At 40.6% G+C, this 16,230-nt stretch carries 13 protein-coding genes; 7 read left to right on the top strand and 6 right to left on the bottom strand.

Translation table 11 applies throughout. From position 1 onward, the window contains the following. Positions 1–9: 9 nt before the first annotated feature. Positions 10–594, bottom strand: coding sequence for a hypothetical protein (locus B7E04_RS17150; RefSeq protein WP_080779708.1), 585 nt, complete (start codon positions 592–594; stop codon positions 10–12). A 131-nt stretch (positions 595–725) separates the two neighbouring features. Beyond that, positions 726–2,552, bottom strand: coding sequence for a fibrobacter succinogenes major paralogous domain-containing protein (locus B7E04_RS17145; protein ID WP_080779707.1), 1,827 nt, complete (start codon positions 2,550–2,552; stop codon positions 726–728). Between the two features lie 969 nt (positions 2,553–3,521). On the opposite strand from B7E04_RS17145, the gene B7E04_RS17135 reads away from it, so the two are divergent. The 6 genes from B7E04_RS17135 (at position 3,522) to B7E04_RS17110 (ending at position 10,184) form a co-directional block, all read left to right on the top strand. Then, a complete protein-coding gene (locus tag B7E04_RS17135) occupies positions 3,522–4,400 on the top strand; it encodes an AraC family transcriptional regulator (protein ID WP_080779705.1) in 879 nt (292 codons plus the stop codon). 95 nt (positions 4,401–4,495) lie between these two features. Beyond that, positions 4,496–5,401, top strand: a complete 906-nt coding sequence (locus B7E04_RS17130) for a dihydrodipicolinate synthase family protein (RefSeq protein ID WP_080779704.1) — start codon at positions 4,496–4,498, stop codon at positions 5,399–5,401. A 16-nt stretch (positions 5,402–5,417) separates the two neighbouring features. Beyond that, positions 5,418–6,899: an aldehyde dehydrogenase (NADP(+)) gene (locus tag B7E04_RS17125; protein WP_080779703.1), complete on the top strand. Its 1,482-nt coding sequence runs from the start codon at positions 5,418–5,420 to the stop codon at positions 6,897–6,899. 4 nt (positions 6,900–6,903) lie between these two features. Further along, positions 6,904–7,902: a 4-hydroxyproline epimerase gene (locus tag B7E04_RS17120; protein WP_080779702.1), complete on the top strand. Its 999-nt coding sequence runs from the start codon at positions 6,904–6,906 to the stop codon at positions 7,900–7,902. Between the two features lie 8 nt (positions 7,903–7,910). Then, positions 7,911–9,176, top strand: coding sequence for an NAD(P)/FAD-dependent oxidoreductase (locus tag B7E04_RS17115; RefSeq protein ID WP_080779701.1), 1,266 nt, complete (start codon positions 7,911–7,913; stop codon positions 9,174–9,176). Positions 9,177–9,206: 30 nt separating this feature from the next. Beyond that, entirely contained in the window at positions 9,207–10,184 is a 978-nt protein-coding gene (locus B7E04_RS17110) for a CE1 family esterase (RefSeq protein WP_080779700.1), read from the top strand. Positions 10,185–10,432: 248 nt separating this feature from the next. Here the strand turns inward: B7E04_RS17110 and B7E04_RS17105 are convergent, their stop codons facing one another. Next, complete coding sequence (locus B7E04_RS17105; RefSeq protein ID WP_080779699.1) at positions 10,433–12,064, bottom strand: helix-turn-helix domain-containing protein; 1,632 nt, start codon at positions 12,062–12,064, stop codon at positions 10,433–10,435. A 476-nt stretch (positions 12,065–12,540) separates the two neighbouring features. On the opposite strand from B7E04_RS17105, the gene B7E04_RS17100 reads away from it, so the two are divergent. After that, complete coding sequence (locus B7E04_RS17100; protein ID WP_080779698.1) at positions 12,541–13,905, top strand: hypothetical protein; 1,365 nt, start codon at positions 12,541–12,543, stop codon at positions 13,903–13,905. A gap of 157 nt (positions 13,906–14,062) precedes the next feature. Here the strand turns inward: B7E04_RS17100 and B7E04_RS17095 are convergent, their stop codons facing one another. From B7E04_RS17095 to B7E04_RS17085, 3 genes are all read right to left on the bottom strand, one after another. After that, the gene (locus B7E04_RS17095; protein WP_139785427.1) at positions 14,063–14,581 is read right to left on the bottom strand and encodes a hypothetical protein; all 519 of its coding nucleotides are present in this window, start codon (positions 14,579–14,581) and stop codon (positions 14,063–14,065) included. Positions 14,582–14,605: 24 nt separating this feature from the next. Continuing rightward, positions 14,606–14,974 (bottom strand): hypothetical protein, encoded by a 369-nt coding sequence (locus B7E04_RS17090; protein WP_139785426.1) that lies wholly within the window; start codon positions 14,972–14,974, stop codon positions 14,606–14,608. Between the two features lie 192 nt (positions 14,975–15,166). Beyond that, a complete protein-coding gene (locus B7E04_RS17085; protein WP_080779695.1) occupies positions 15,167–16,219 on the bottom strand; it encodes a serine hydrolase domain-containing protein in 1,053 nt (350 codons plus the stop codon). Positions 16,220–16,230 lie beyond the last annotated feature (11 nt).

Here is a 16,230-nt window from a genome sequence, read left to right as displayed (position 1 = left end):
TTTATTATTTTACGGATTTATGATCAAGGTTAATCCATTACAGTTTTGCCCTCCTGCCATTATGTTCACAGAGGTCGTTCCGGAAGCAACTGGCGCACCATTGATGTGATATACCAGGTTTCCGGTTCCTATACTGAAGTTTCCGGCTGTAAGAGTAAACGTAAGGCCGTTCTGGGTAAAACTTTGGGCAGCATATGTCCCTCCATTGCCCCCAATATAAGGTATAGTAAGTGTACCCGTATATGCTGCTCCCTGAGTAGCCGCTGCGGGAGCGAATGATGCCGAGGAACACGTAAATCCCGAAACACTGCCGGAGACCGAGTTCATACAACCGGACCACTTTGGCGGATTATCCTGGTATGCTTTTACACATTGTTCAGATACATCATAAACCATCATGCCGGGCTGTGGGTCGCTGATAGAAGCAGTATTGGTTACCCTGTTCAGATAAAGAGCTTTATCCACGGCGCCCAGATCAACGTCAGAGCTGGCGTGTGGGGTTGGCGTGCCTATGCCGACCTGGCTGTAGGAAATAACTCCGATGATGAGTGCAGCGCCGGTCGTTATTCTTTTTAATATAGTAATAGATTTCATTGATTGTTTTTATTGGTTTCAGATTACACCAAACCTTACTGTTGCTGACTTTCCATTTTCCAGGAAAGGGCTGTTGACAACTATAGTGTTTTCCTGGTAAGGTTTGGTGCTCTTATAGTGAATAATGTTCGTTACTCCTGGATGCAGCGTACGGATTTAGCTTTATCTATTTCAGCGTTACCTGTATTAGCTGGGTATACAGTACTGTTCATTAAAGTATTTGTGCCATTGTATACAGCATTGTAGCCATCTGATACAGAATAAACGGGAACAGTAGGGTTAAATATTACTGCAGCATCAGTACCCTCGCCGGCATATGTTAATTTTAATTTTTTGGTTGCGGAATATATACCTCCGCTGCCGGATGCAGTGATTACCGCCTGCCATTCGGTCTTTACGGGTACCTTGTAGCCTTGTGGGCATGGGTTGTTAGGGGAAGAAGCCAGCCATCTGTCTCCTTTTGGGGGTACGGTAAGCGATGTCCATTCACTGGGAACGTTATTGGGTGTTGAAAATATTCTGTAAGGGTAAGTGGGGCTCCACGTTGCTACCTGCCCATATACAACTCCATATTTAAAAGTTCCGTAATTTGAACCACTAACATTTCTTTCCATCAGTTCATGTCCGTCGGCTTTTCTGCCCCACTGCAGGAGGGAGCCCATAGCATTTACATCTGTAGTGGATGTGGCCTGCTGGGTAAGGTTGAAAGCCGGATGGTCGAGATTGGCATAATTGGCCCCGAGATTATTGTTCAACCATATTTTGCCGTCCTCAGCCTGTATTGGCAGATATAGGAAGTTGTGTTCATATTTGCCGGCATTGTCTATCTGGCCAAACATTCTGTCCGGGATTCCAGGTATGTCACGCAACTGATAAGTAGTGAGTGCACCGGTCTGGTTGTATGGGTATTGGAAAGTTCCTAATAATAGTCCCAGATAATCATTCCCTATTCCTGCATTGATATCTAATTTCTTGGCATTCAAAGTTCCGCCAATGGCTTTAAGGGTAGCAGTAAGAACCGTGTTGGAAGAGGTAAGGGTTTGTGCAGCCCAGGATAACTGGACCTGTCTGGATGCACCGTCCTGTGTAAAGTTTGCCGGGATGGTGATCGTATTGCTCCATGCGGAAACCGTTCCGCCACTTCCAGTGACAGTAGCCGGGATATAGACTGTAATGCCTGCAGTAGTAAGGCTTCCCTGTATATCAATCAGGGGGTCTGCATTGCCATCAGCGTTGATTGTGGCTGTAGTGGCAGGTCCTGTAGGAGCAGTGTAAGGCAGATAATCATCATCATATGCGGAAGCGATCCAATAGCGGCTGTTTTGTGCTAATGTAACGCTTCCCGGCAATACACCGCCCGGATTTTCTGTTGCCGGATTTACATTAATTGAAACAGCATTGGCTCCGGAACAACTTTGTCCTCCGATACTTATATTTACTGAAGTGATTCCGGCTGTAACCGGAGTACCGGTAACATGATATGCCACAGTGCCGTTTCCGTTGGCAAAAACACCTAAAGGAAGGGTAAATGTAAGCCCGTTTACTGTTGTGGTTTGTGCAGGATATATTCCACCGTTACCTCCGGTGTAAGGAACGGTTAATGTTCCGGTATAGGCCTGGCCTGCAGTGGCAAAACTTGGAGTAAAATAAGCACCGGCACAATTGATCGTTGTGACCGTTCCGGTAGGTCCTCCGTTTCCTATTATACAGCCTGACCATCCTGCAGGATTACCCTGGTATGCTTTTACGCATTTATCGGTCAGGTCATAAATAAGCATCCCGGATTGCGGATCGGTGATGATTGTAGGATTAGCCACTCTGTTCAGGTAGAGTGCCTTGTCTGTTGAAGCCAGCTCAAGAGAGGCGCTGGAATGCGGGTTTGGTGTATTGATGCCTACTTGACCGTAAGCAGTCATGCTGAGAAGGAACATCGCTAATAAAGTAGTGTTTTTTTTCATTTTGTTAAGGGATTAAATTGTATATCCGGATAAAACCTGATATTTTTTATTCATTCAAAGGGTTGTTTAAAGTTTAGGACATTATTATTTGTGTCTGCATACAGTCTGTATGATCTGAAAATTGGCTGACAACAGGAGTAGAAGGGAAAATCTTCTCCTTCCAAATGAATGCAGGGAGAAGACTTGGTTCATCATGTTATGTTCAGAATCGGTTATCATTTCGGTGCAATATTATCAATACCATAATGCCTGCACAAGCCTGATACAGGAAAAATTCGGAAAGTTTCATATGCTGTTTGAACTGTTTTACAAATTTGATATATTGATAATCAATTGGTTGGAATATTTTAAGGAATTTGTTGAAATTTTAAAAATCCCAGATAGGTATTTGAATTTTTGGGACACATATTTCATTAAATTTGTGCTGATGATAATTATTAAAATGATTTTTAATAGGAAATAATGGACCTTATAAAGGATTCTTGAATATTGAAACCAACAATTGGTAATTAAGAATTTATTGGAAATAAAAATTTATTGATCAATTTATGATAACCTAATCTTCCTTTGGGAAATGCAGAGTTGCCCCCCATTTCATTGCCTTGCTGCTTAAATCTTTGCTATAAAAACTAATTCCTCTTTTTCTCATGAAAAAAAACTACTTATTTTTTATTCTTTTTTCCTTTCATCTGATATTTGCCCAAAATACAACACTACCGGCAAAATCAATTTCAGAAACAGAAATGATTGATGCCGAAATCAAGAAGGCTAAAGCTTCTGCATAATGTCCAGTCTATTTTAACTTACGGAAACAACAGACTGACAATATTCCAGTAAGATTCATGATCTCAGTTTTAAGCAAAAACCCCAAAAAAGAGGGCAGTTTTTTATAAAATGATCTTGGTATTGGTATTTTAAGTAATTTCGAAGACAGTTTTCAATATTTTTATCATCATTTTATTGTAAAATATGAAAAGCCTTCAGTTTTCAGTTCCGGCCAATATCAATACGAGTATTCGTGTCCAGGAGGATGTGATGAATAATTTCTATCCTTATTTTCACCGGCATAATGAAACTCAGATTATGTGGATCGTAAAAGGCCATGGCACTTTGGTAGTAGAGCAGAATATCCTGGATTTTCAGTCAGGTGATATCTTTTATCTGGGAGCCAACCAGGCACACGTCTTTAAAGCAGATTTTAATAAAAATGAAAAGCATATGGTGCATGCCGTCTCTATTTTCTTTGAGCCGGAAAAAAAGATTTCAGCCATATTTGATCTGCCGGAATTTGAAGAGCTTAAAAATTTTATCGCGGATTCGGGGATAGGATTTCATGTAGCCACTGAGGTAAAAGAAGACCTGGGTATGAGTATCAGAGAGCTGCAGCGCTCAAAAGGGATCAGCCAGATGCTGAATTTCATTAAGATATTAGCTGATCTGATGCAGAGCAGACATTTGCATATTCCTTTATCAGCAGGGAAAAATTTACCCGCCTCTATTTCAGATAATGATCAGCGGATTATGGATGCACAGGATTATATAAAAAAACATTTTACAGAACATACTTTAACGCTTGCTGAGGTAGCCAGGCAGGCTTGTCTTACGCCCCAGGCTTTCTGCCGTTCCTTCAAGAAAAGAACAGGCGTTACCTACACCCAATACCTTAATGATCTGCGGGTTCACCGGGCCTGTAAGCTGCTCACCTCTTCCAGCATCAGCAGTATTTCTTCCATTGCTTTTAATAGCGGTTTTAACAGTTTAACCAACTTTAACCGTGTTTTTAGAATGATTATGAAATTTTCACCGAAAGAGTATCTGAAGTGCTATAAAGATACCGTTGCGGGGTAAAAACAGTAAGGTGTTAAAATATGGTTAGGATTCATTAAAATATTAGCATTTCCCGGGTCTTTATTCTACTAGTTTTGTAGAAATATTAATTGAATATGAGTACAAAACTTAGCTGGGAAGGAATATATCCTGCTGTGCTGACTCCTTTTAACAGGGAGGGTGAGATCGATTTTGAAATGTTTGCTAAAAATACAGAAGCACAGATTAAAGCCGGTGTTCATGGGATAATTCTGGCAGGAACATTGGGCGAGGCCAGTACGTTAGAGACGGAGGAAAAATTTGAGCTTTTAAAATATGCCAAAAAAATAACAGCCGGAAGAATTCCCGTTATCCTGAACCTTTCCGAAAATACCACCGGAAACGCGGTCAGCTTTGCAAAAAAAGCTGCAGAGCTGGGCGCCGACGGTTTAATGCTGCTCCCGCCCATGCGTTATAAAGCGGATGACCGTGAAGTAATCGAATATTTCAAAGCTGTGGCCACAGCAACTGAGCTTCCCATTCTTATTTATAATAATCCTGTAGACTACGGAACCTATGTAACCCTTGAGATGTTTGAGGAGTTGATTCATTATCCAACCGTTCAGGCAGTCAAAGAATCTACAAGAGACCTGGCCAATATTACCAGAATGATTAACCGCTTTGGAAAAAGAATCAAAATTCTTGGCGGTGTAGATACCATCTGTCTGGAGTCCCTGATGTTGGGAGCAGACGGACTTGTGGCGGGACTCGTAGATGCCTTCCCGAATGAAACCATGGCGATGTACAATTATATTAAGGCAGGAAATTATCCTGAGGCTGTAGCCATCTACAGGTGGTTTATGCCTTTACTTGAGCTGGATATCCATCCAAAGCTGATCCAGTATATCAAGCTTGCAGCCACTGCTGAAGGAATCAGCAATGTCTATGTAAGAGCTCCAAGATTGGAACTTCAGGGCGAAGAAGCCATAAGGATCCAAAAGATCATTGAAGAGGGAAGGGCCAGCAGACCGATATTAGACTAACTTCTAAATCAAGACTATGATTGAAGAAACATCAAAAGAAGCTATTGACCTTCAGATTCAAAAGGCGGCAGAAGCTTTTCAGTTCCTGAAGAAAATAACGGTGAAAGAACGGGCTGTCTTTATGAATGCCGTAGCCGATAAGATTGAAGCTTTAGGAGAAGAGCTGCTTGCCGTGGCACATGAAGAAACATCTTTACCCCTGGCCCGGCTGAGTGGTGAAAAGATCAGAACGGTGGGACAATGGAGAAGTTATGCCAAAGCCGTTTCCACAGGAATCTATACCGAAGCCCGGATTGATCTTGCCCAACCGGGCACCTTAAAAAGTGATCTGAGGAAGTATAATACGGGAATCGGACCTGTTGTTGTTTTTGGAGCAGGTAATTTTCCGCTGGCATTTTCTACCGCTGGTGGTGATACGGCCAGTGCTATCGGGGCAGGATGTCCGGTCATTGTAAAAGCCCATCCTGCCCATCCCAAAACGTCAAAGATAATGGCCGATACTATTGCCGCTGTGGTAGAAGAATCCGGATGGCCGGAAGGAGTTTTTAGCCATATCACGGGGACATCCCACCAAACAGGAACTTATCTGGTTACCCATAAAGATATAAAAGGGGTTGCTTTTACAGGCTCCTTTCAGGGAGGGAAAGCATTATTTGACCAGGCTAACCAAAGAGAAGAACCGATTCCTGTATTTGCAGAAATGGGGAGCATTAATCCTGTATTTGCTTTTCAGCACGCATTGGAGAGCAGAGCTGAAGCATTGGCCAAAGAATATGCTGTATCCTTAACATTGGGCGTGGGGCAGTTCTGTACAAACCCCGGTGTATTCGTTGCCTTGAAGAGCGAAAGTCTGAACAGGTTTATCACCACTCTGAAAAATGAAATTCATTCGGTAAAACCTATCAGTATGCTGCACTATGGGATTTTTGAAAACTTCGAAAAGCGTAAAGAGCTGACTGTGAGCTATCCTGGAGTATATCGTATTGCAGAAGCGGATACGGAAGCTGCCGAATGGCAGGGAAGGGCGATGGTTGCTGAAACTACAGGTAGAAATTTTATAGAGAACAGTATTTTGAGCGAAGAAGTTTTCGGGCCTTTTGGAATGATTGTGCAGTGTGAAACCGCCGAAGAAATGATGCAGATTGCAAAAAATTTAAAAGGACAGCTGACGGTTACTGTTGCGGCTTTGCATGAAGATATACATGAAAATATGGATTTGATCAGTCAGCTGAAGGATAAATGCGGAAGGTTTTTATTCAACGGGATGCCAACCGGTGTTGAGGTTGTGCATGCCATGCAGCATGGCGGGCCGTTTCCCTCTACAACTGATGTTCGTTTTACATCTGTAGGCCCGGATGCTGTTAAAAGATTTGTTCGTCCGTTTTCTTTTCAGAACTGGCCGGACGAATTTTTACCGGACGAGTTGAAGAACAGCAATCCTTTACAGATTTCACGGATTGTAAACGGTGAACTTATTTCAGGACCCATAAAATTGTAACAAAGTGAGTAAAACATTTTTTTGTATAGATTCACATACCTGTGGTTGCCCGGTACGTCTGGTAGCAGGTGGCGCACCGATATTGAAAGGAAATTCCATGATGGAGCGCAGGCTTCATTTCATCAAAGAATACGACTGGATCCGTAAAAGCCTGATGTTCGAGCCCAGAGGACATGATATGATGAGTGGCAGTATTCTCTATCCTCCCACTGATGAAGCGAATGACATTGGCGTTTTATATATCGAAACCAGCGGGTGTCTGCCCATGTGCGGCCACGGAACCATAGGAACGGTAACCATTGCGATAGAAGAAGGTTTGGTTTCTCCCAAAATTCCCGGAAAATTACGTCTTGAAACACCGGCTGGCCTGGTGCTGATAGATTATATTCAGGAAGGCCGGAAGGTGAAGTCTGTAAAGCTGACCAACGTAAAGTCTTTTCTTTATGCTGAAGACCTTGTGGTAGATTGTCCTGATTTAGGCCCTATAAAAGTAGATGTTGCCTATGGAGGTAATTTTTACGGAATCATCGATCCTCAGGATAATTTCAGTGATATAACAGATTTTAGTGCCAGCCAGTTGATTCACTACGGAAAGATCATCAGAAAACTGCTCAATGATCAGTATAGCTTTATTCATCCGGAAGATGAAAATATAGCAGGATTAAGTCATATCCAATGGACGGGTAAACCTACAGATCCCACGGTCAGCGGGCGAAATGCCGTTCTGGTGGGGGAAAACGCGCTAGACCGGTCCCCATGCGGCACGGGAACTTCCGCAAGAATGGCCCAATGGTATGCCAAAGGAAAACTGAAAGAAGGAGAAGAATTTATCCATGAAAGCTATATCGGGTCCCTTTTTACAGGGCGGATCGAAAAAACAGCCACCGTGGATGGAAGAGCAGCCATTATTCCTTCTGTTGAAGGCTGGGCTAGGATCACAGGTTATAATCATATTATTATCGACGATGAAGACCCTTACTGGTTGGGTTTTCAGGTGATGTAAACAGAAAGATGATACAGAACAAAGGAAAAATAATCGTTATAGGGGCGGGAATAGCAGGATTAAGCTCGGCATTTTATCTCCACCGGAACGGCTGGGAAGTAGAAATACTGGAACAGAATGACCTGACCAATAATTGTTCCTACGGAAATGCAGGGATGATTGTTCCCAGTCATTTTACCCCATTGGCGGCACCCGGCGTTGTAGCTCAGGGAATCCGGTGGATGTTTGACAGCAAAAGCCCGTTTTATGTAAAACCTGTGCCCACTGCAAGCATGATATCCTGGGGGTTGAAATTTTTAAAGCATTCCAATCAAAGACATGTGGACCGGTCGGCCGCCGCCATCAGAGACCTTAATCTGGCGAGCAGCCAGCTGTATAATGAACTTGCAGAAAATGAGGAATTTGATTTCGAGCTTACGCGGAACGGAATCCTTATGCTCTATAAAACAGAAAAAACAGCTGAAGAAGAGATAGAGCTGGCCCACAAAGCCATAAGCCTGGGACTTCATGTAGATATTCTGGATCAGCAGGGAATACAGAAACTGGAACCTGGAATTAAGCTGGACGTCCTTGGTGGGATCAATTATACATGCGACGGCCATATGAATCCGGTAAAACTGATGAGACAGATGATTGCTTATCTTAAAAACAAAGGAATTATTTTTCATACCAACCATAAAGTAACAGGATTTGAAACCTCGGGGAATACGGTGAAAGCAGTTTTAGCCAACCATAAAAAATTTACGGCAGATCAGTTTGTGATGACGGGAGGTTCTTTTCTTCCGGAGCTGGCCCATAAAGCAGGGATAAAGATACAGTTGATGCCGGGGAAAGGCTATTCATTCACCCACCGGCCGGAAGATCCTGGAAAAAGACTGGAGCACGCAGCACTGCTTCTGGAAGCAAGAGTGGCAGTGACTCCAATGAATGGGATGATCCGTTTTGGCGGAACCATGGAACTTGCCCCTCATCGCAATAAGATCAATATGAACAGGGTAGAGGGAATTGTAAAATCCATCCCGAAGTATATGCCCGATTTTCAGGTAGAACTCCCCGAAGAATCTGAGGTTTGGTTCGGCTACAGGCCATGTGCTCCGGATGGGCTTCCTTACCTCGGACAATCCCGGAAGCTCCATAACCTGCTTATTGCAGGGGGCGGCGGAATGATGGGGCTGAGCCTGGGACCTGTATTCGGAAAAACGGTTTCTGAAATAGCAGAAGGGCAGAAGCCTGCTGTTGATATAGGGATTTTTAATCCTGAGCGGTTCAGCTGATCTCAAACTTAACACCAAATTTTTTAATATATGAAAACAACCATTTTAGCAAATTATCTTTTAAGAATTGTTTTCTTAATGGGTTCCCTGTTTTGTTATTCCTGCGAAAGCAGTGAATCGGCTACAGCTAAGGATCAGCCATCGTTACAGTCCGGTGCTGCTTCCAGAAACGCTCCCGGCAGCGGCCAGAAAGTGCATACTTTTTCACCCGAAGCCGGAGGAGAAAGAAGCTATTATATTTCCGTCCCTTCCGATTATTCAAGTACGAAGAAATACCGTCTTGTATTTGTATTTGCGGGGACAGATACTACAGGACAGGAAATGTACACCTGGCTGGGCCAGGGCTGGAATTCCAATACACCTGGTCTGGAGAAGCTCATGGACAATACCATTTTTGTGTACCCGGACCAGAAGTATAACTGGGGCAATGTAAAAGGCTGGGCACTGGGAAATTATGCGGATCCTTATGACGGATGGCATGATATCCAGTTTACCCAGGAGCTGCTTACGCTTATTAAAAACACTTACTCCATTGACGGTGATCGTATTTTTGCCACAGGCCACTCATGGGGTGGCGATATGACCAACGTTACTGCCTATTTTCTGAAAGGCATATTCAAAGCCGTGGCCCCGATAGCATCCAATGAGCCTTTCTGGTTCAGAAACAGCAGCGGAAGCTACGTAAATGAACCCGGCTATACCGGCAATACCGCTGTGTGGATCTTTTTTGGCCTCAATGATGACCATTTTGGAAACAGCAGTGTGAATGGTGATTTTGGAATACAGCAGGCAGATTTCTGGATCCTTAAAAACGGAGCAGACCCGGATCAGTATACTACCACCCAAATTGGAGGGCAGGGAGATGTCACAAAAACTTATTCAGGAACCTCACCGGTTAAGCTGACCCTGTATCAGGGCGGGCAGTATTCCGGCGGCGGCGGTCTTTTGGGTCATCAGCCTCCTGACTATTACTTCCAGGCAGTGAGCAGTTGGTTTATGGCTTTCTGATTTTAAATAAGCAATGTTCCTCCGATATATAATGATCAGTGATGATCATGGACAGCCGATAGAAGTATCGGCTGTTTTTATTTCTGCTGCTCTTGTTTTTTTGAAAAATTATTTCTGTTTACGGATTCTGCTTAATGTTTCTTTTATCTGCCGGTAAGTTCATTCAGGCAGGAACATTTTACATCTTTGGAATATTGTCCTTTGCAATCATCAGGATTTCTGTGTCTTCACAAATTTCACAGATTTTTTCAGAGACCCGATGCTTTAAGTTTTTCAATGAAATAGGAAGGTGTTACACCATGCTCATTTTTAAAGGCAGCTACAAAAACTTTATAGGTGACAAATCCGCTTTCTTCAGCCAGATAACTGATTTTATATTCTCTGTATTTGGGTTCATTATAGAGTTTATCAACAATGAAATTAATCCTTAGGCCGTTGATGTAATTGGAAAAGTTTTTTTCTCTGTAGATTTTAATAATTTCAGAAAGATATTTGGGATTGGTATTAAGATGATTGGCAAGCCAGGTAAGGTTAACTTCTTTTTTCAGGTATTTTTCTGATGCTTCAAATTTATCTAATTTCTGAAGCAATGATTTTACCGTTTCATCCGGGATATTAAGAGAAGTTTTAACTTCACTATCTGTTAGAATTTTGACTGAACTCATAGCTGAATTTTCTCTCCTGCTATTTATTTTAGCAATAATCTCTTCATATTTCCTGTGAAGACGCTTATTTTTTCTTTTCCAGTAAACAATTACAGTAAGGACCAGTATAATTGAAATTACCAGTAAAATAATCATTTTAAATGAAAATTTTTTCTCTTCCGTTTTTTTCGAATCCGAAAGCAGGATATTAAACGAGTGGTCGGCATTATTTTTTTCAGCAATTCTGAGACTGTCTTTAAGATGAGAATATTTGTCCATATATAACTTTGAATTCCTGGTATCACCTAGCTCAGAATAGGCACTCGCGAGGAACTCAAAAGATTCAACTTTATTTTCCGGAGCCGGGAATTTTTTTTCGATACTCAAAGCCTGGTACGCATATTCCATCGCCTTTTTATAATCTTTTTTTTCTATATAAAGCCAGCTCAACTGATTGAGTAATATTGCATTATCTCCTTCTTTCAGATTCTGGTTATTAGTGACAATATTCAGGGCTTCCATCAGGTATTTTTCAGCAATTGCTAAATTTCCCGACTGATCAGCCTCTTCCAGATAGGAAATTGCTAACCGGACGTAATTGAAGGAAATGACATCGTATTTTTTCTCAGCGGTAATCTCTTCGTCATAGTTTTTGATGAGTTTAGCCGTTTCAATACTTTTGTGATGGTAATTTTTTAAAGAATCTATGAAGGTTCTATTTTCGAGTCTTTTGTTGAAAAAATATAAACAAATGTTCTGATAAACTACAGCTACAGTATAATTCCTGGTTTCAGGGTCCTCAATTTTCTCGGCATAATTTACCGCTGTTTTGAAATCTTTTAAGCTGGCGTCATGAAATCCTAAAAACGCAAGAGCCAAGCCACTGGAGCGGTAGATATTGGCCATAGTTCTTACCGCCTGAGGGCCTGCATCAATTTTCTTTAGCTCAGTGGAAAGTTCAATGATGTCTTTATTTTTATTTTGCTTCATGTAAATCTCTATGATCCGGCGGCCGCTTTTTAATATCCCCCATTTATATCCTATTTTCTCAGATTCGGATTTTAATTTTAATAAAGCCTTTTCTTTTTCCGTATCGGAAATCTTAGGATTAAACCGTATTTCTTCTAATTTTTTGTCAATTGCTTCTGTAGGCAGTGCTGTTCCGGATTGTTCATTTTGAGCATTGGCGGAGAAAAAGAATAAAAGCAGAATAAAAAGGTAAAGGGATTTTTTCATTGAATAAAAGTTTGGTTATTAGTTTATTCTTTGACACATCAGGTGTTCAGATGCAAAGGTATAAGATAAATTCAGAATTAAGCCTCAATTGCAGGGATTGGGAAGTTGAGAGTTCATTCAAGCAGGTCTAAAATGGTTCCTGATTTAAATTATTGATAATCACAGGTTATGATTTGTAAAATAGCAAAAACCAGCTGAAATATATTGGAATAATTCGGAAATCGTCAAGTATAACTTTTGTAGGGCAGGTGTGTTCCTCTTAATATTGCTGCAAAATGATTTGTTTATTATGAGGAACATCGTTTTGCAGTACTTAATTCTGCTGTCATTAAAATGTTCTGTATGGTGATAAATACGTTCGCAGAATTAATGTTTGCGGATTCTACCGACAGGTGCAAAACTGATTATAAAAGGGAGCTTTCAACAAATAAAAACACAAAATTAACATCGTTAATATCAATACATATTATAAACCAATGAAAAAAAACTTTATCTTATTCGGAACTTTATTTGTTTCAGGATTTACTTTGGCACAGGTAGGTGTCAATACCGCAACCCCTCAGGCTACATTAGACGTTGTAGGGAAACCTGCAGATACTTCATCTCTTGATGGTGTGATAGCGCCAAGAATTACAGGTGAGCAGTTAAGATCAAAAACCTACGCCGCTGCCCAGCAGGGAGCTTTGGTATATGTAACCACGGCAGATACAGCTCCGGCAGGACAAACAATACATGTTACCAACGCCGGCTATTACTATTTTGACGGAACTTTATGGCAAAAGGCTAAGTCTGATCCCATCAATATTTATAATGCGAACGGTTCCCTTACCGAGAACAGAACGGTAAATCTGAATGGAAAACAGCTTAGGCTTACTTCAGCGGAAAGAGATATTTATTTTGATAATAACGGGCGTATTGCCAATATAGCAAAAGGCACCAATGAGGCGGATATATTTATCAGTTCAGGTTCAGGAAGTACTTACAACCGTTTTGATATTCAGTCTTTTCCAAGTGGCCAGATCAATTTGACAGCAACGGGATCAGGAGCAGAACAAATGCTGATAGGTACTCATATAACCACAAATCCTGCCCCAATATTATTTTCAACAAGTGCAGGAAGCAATGCTTTAGGTACCGAGAGAATGCGCATTACAGGAGAAGGAAATATTGGAGTGGATACTCCGGACCCAACCGAAAAATTCGACAACAATGGAATCACAAGACTCAGAAATCTTCCTCTGGACGGTGCTGCCAATGCTATCTATACAACATCTTCAGGTGGAGCATCGCCGGTTCAGGACCAGACCTTTACCGCTACCCGAACGGTAGTGGCAGATGATAATGGTGTTTTGGGATATGTAAATACCCTGCCGTCCGATGCAGGAACTTCCAGGGTACTTGTACTGGCAAACGCACCGGGTACACAGGATGTGGGAGGGCAGTTTATACCCAATGCCGCTATCGGGCAATTTACCAATGAAAGTCTGGATATTTACAATGCCTGGACCAATAATGTATTTACTGTTCCTGCCGGTTTAGAAGGAGTATATATAATTGTTATGCAAAATTCCAGTACCCACACAAGTACAGGAGCTGCAACACCAACCTGGCATACGGCGGCTTATTATGAAAAAAGTACCGACGGCGGATCCAGCTGGACTACTATGATAAAGGATACTTATTCCAATCTGGCAGGTACCATCGTTGACAATGGCAATACTTTATACTGGACAGGCTTTCTGAACGCAGGAGACAAAATCAGAGTCCGGTTCAGCTGTAATGCCACCACAGCCAATACCATCAATTATGGTGGAATTTCAATCACCAGACTTGCCCAGTGATATCTATATTTTTTTGTAAGCAAGATTGAGTTATCTCCAGATACTTTATCAATCGCTGTGTTGCAAAGATTAACATCCGGTTTTTGATTTAAAACCCTAACAAATAACCCTACAATAAGCAATTGTAGGGTTTTTTATATTTTGAATTAAAAAATTCTTAGAATATGGTAACAACTTGTTGAGCCGGCGTAGCCAAAGTATTGGTAGAAGCGGTTCTGCCTGATGGAGTAGGCCCGGAATTGTACGTAGGAGTACCCGGCTGTACGCAGCCTCTTCCTAATTCAATTGATTCACCATTGGCAAATTCTATTATAATGCTCTGCCAGTTAATAATAGAGGTTAAAGCACTTGGCAAGGTTGCACCGGCATTTACGTTATATATTGCATCAGGAATACCTATATAGTGGGACATAGCATCCCATTGATTGATGGGTGGAGTTTTTGTTGCACTGGTATTCAAAAGATCATAAGTAACAGTGGTGCCCGGTAGCATGGGCCCTGCGGTCTCTCCGGAAACAATCGGATGACAGTCCTGTGTCCATGTTGTTGGGTCTGTGGCTTTAATTTTCATTTTAGTAACAGCAACAGGACTAAAATTATAAACGACCAATGGGTATTGCTGGGCTTTAATTATTACAGCTAAAAGAACTAAAAGTAGTGGAAGAAGTTTTCTCATATTTTTTTTGATGTATTATTGTTTTTATTGATTTGAAATTGAAACAAAGGCTTGTGAAATAATGGCATCATCATCTAAGCCATTAATTTTATCTGCAGTCATTCCTGCTGACAATAAAACTGTTTTTGCCGGTTCTAATAAGATTTTTTTTCTGGCAGGACCGAATCCCTGGTTTCCTGAATTGTTTTCAATTTCTTCTTTAATAAGCGCTGGGTCATTGGCATGAGCTAATGCTTTTTTAAAGTCATCAATTGCCTGATTTTTAGAAATAATTGATTTGTTAATACTTTCTCCTGACTGTTCTTTCATCAGGTTATTTTCTTCAGAACCTTCCAATGAACATGAAATCATGGATAGGGAAGATAACAAAGACAAAAAAAATACTTTTCTCATATTTTATAAATTTATTTGATAGTTCTCAAAAATAGTAAAAAAATAATACACTATGTATTGAAATAGTATTTTTTTAATAATTTTTGAATTATTGGTTTAATTATTTAAGTTTAAAGATGAGATATTTGCATGCATTCCCTATAAATCCCCGAGAATAATGAAGAGGATATAAAGAACAATACGAGCGTATTATTAGTTTATATTTATATCATTGTATAAGTTACCAGCTGCTTTTTCTAAAATTTCTCCCGTTTCATTAAAACTGGTGTTCGTCAATATGGATATTCCCATATTTTTTTTTGGATAAATCATAAGCCAGTTCTGCATTCCGTATATACCTCCGTGATGTCTGTAAATTAATTCATCACCATTTTCTAAGATGTACCAATGATAGCTTTCCCAAAAATCCGAACCTTCTTTGTATAATTTTTGATGAGATTCATTTACAATACGATTTGACTTGTTGAGCTGCAATTTCATATATTTCACTAAGTCCGTGGTCGTAGAGTGCAGTCCTGAAATTCCACCCCATAAAGTTCTACTGAAATTAGGCATTACTTCGTTTTTATCATTATAACCTTTTACCAATCTCTTCCTGTCATTTTTATTGAGTGTAAATTTGGTTTGAGTCATCTTATTGGGTTTCAAAACAAATTCGCTGACTAATTCTTCAAAAGGTTTTTCATATACTTTTTCAAGAATATATGCCGTCAATTCCGGAGCTGTGTTAGAATAGGAATATACTTCTCCGGGTTTTGTTTCAATTTTGATGCGTTTCAATCCTTCAATAAAAGCTTCTTTATTTTCGCTTTTTATGGGGAAATTAGGAAAACCGCTGGTATGTGTGATAAGGTGTTTGATTCTTACAGGTTCGCCTTTAAATTCTAAATTGGGATAGGGTTCCTTAAGATAGATTCTGATATCATCATCTAAATTTATTTTTTTATCAAGTACGGCTTTGGCGGCCACATAGCCCGTAAAAGTCTTAGTTACGGAAGCTAACTCATAAAGTGTGGAATCATTCGGTTTGTTTCTTTTTCCAATAGTTAATTCTCCGAAATGTTTGATGATAGATTTTCCATCTTTAAGTACTGCAACAGAAACGGAATGAAATCTTTTGTCCTCTAATAGCTGAAGAGCATTTTTTGTAATCGCAGTTTCAACCTTTTGCTTATTGGTTTGATGAACACTTTTACATCCAAATAAGGCCAGAAATAGAAAAGCAGATAAATATTTTATAGTCATAATTTATAATT

The sequence above is a fragment of the Chryseobacterium phocaeense genome, from assembly GCF_900169075.1.
In the GTDB taxonomy this organism is placed as follows: domain Bacteria; phylum Bacteroidota; class Bacteroidia; order Flavobacteriales; family Weeksellaceae; genus Chryseobacterium; species Chryseobacterium phocaeense.
Note: the sequence above shows the minus strand (reverse complement) of the source record. Positions and strands in the feature narration are given on the sequence as shown.

Bases quoted from the DNA above. Each gene is read 5' to 3' on its own strand.
- B7E04_RS17145 (WP_080779707.1), bottom strand. From the start codon at position 2,552: ATGAAAAAAAACACTACTTTATTAGCGATGTTCCTTCTCAGCATGACT.
- B7E04_RS17135 (WP_080779705.1), top strand. From the start codon at position 3,522: ATGAAAAGCCTTCAGTTTTCAGTTCCGGCCAATATCAATACGAGTATT.
- B7E04_RS17090 (WP_139785426.1), bottom strand. From the start codon at position 14,974: ATGAGAAAAGTATTTTTTTTGTCTTTGTTATCTTCCCTATCCATGATT.
- B7E04_RS17125 (WP_080779703.1), top strand. From the start codon at position 5,418: ATGATTGAAGAAACATCAAAAGAAGCTATTGACCTTCAGATTCAAAAG.
- B7E04_RS17100 (WP_080779698.1), top strand. From the start codon at position 12,541: ATGAAAAAAAACTTTATCTTATTCGGAACTTTATTTGTTTCAGGATTT.
- B7E04_RS17095 (WP_139785427.1), bottom strand. From the start codon at position 14,581: ATGAGAAAACTTCTTCCACTACTTTTAGTTCTTTTAGCTGTAATAATT.
- B7E04_RS17105 (WP_080779699.1), bottom strand. From the start codon at position 12,064: ATGAAAAAATCCCTTTACCTTTTTATTCTGCTTTTATTCTTTTTCTCC.
- B7E04_RS17115 (WP_080779701.1), top strand. From the start codon at position 7,911: ATGATACAGAACAAAGGAAAAATAATCGTTATAGGGGCGGGAATAGCA.
- B7E04_RS17130 (WP_080779704.1), top strand. From the start codon at position 4,496: ATGAGTACAAAACTTAGCTGGGAAGGAATATATCCTGCTGTGCTGACT.
- B7E04_RS17085 (WP_080779695.1), bottom strand. From the start codon at position 16,219: ATGACTATAAAATATTTATCTGCTTTTCTATTTCTGGCCTTATTTGGA.
- B7E04_RS17150 (WP_080779708.1), bottom strand. From the start codon at position 594: ATGAAATCTATTACTATATTAAAAAGAATAACGACCGGCGCTGCACTC.
- B7E04_RS17110 (WP_080779700.1), top strand. From the start codon at position 9,207: ATGAAAACAACCATTTTAGCAAATTATCTTTTAAGAATTGTTTTCTTA.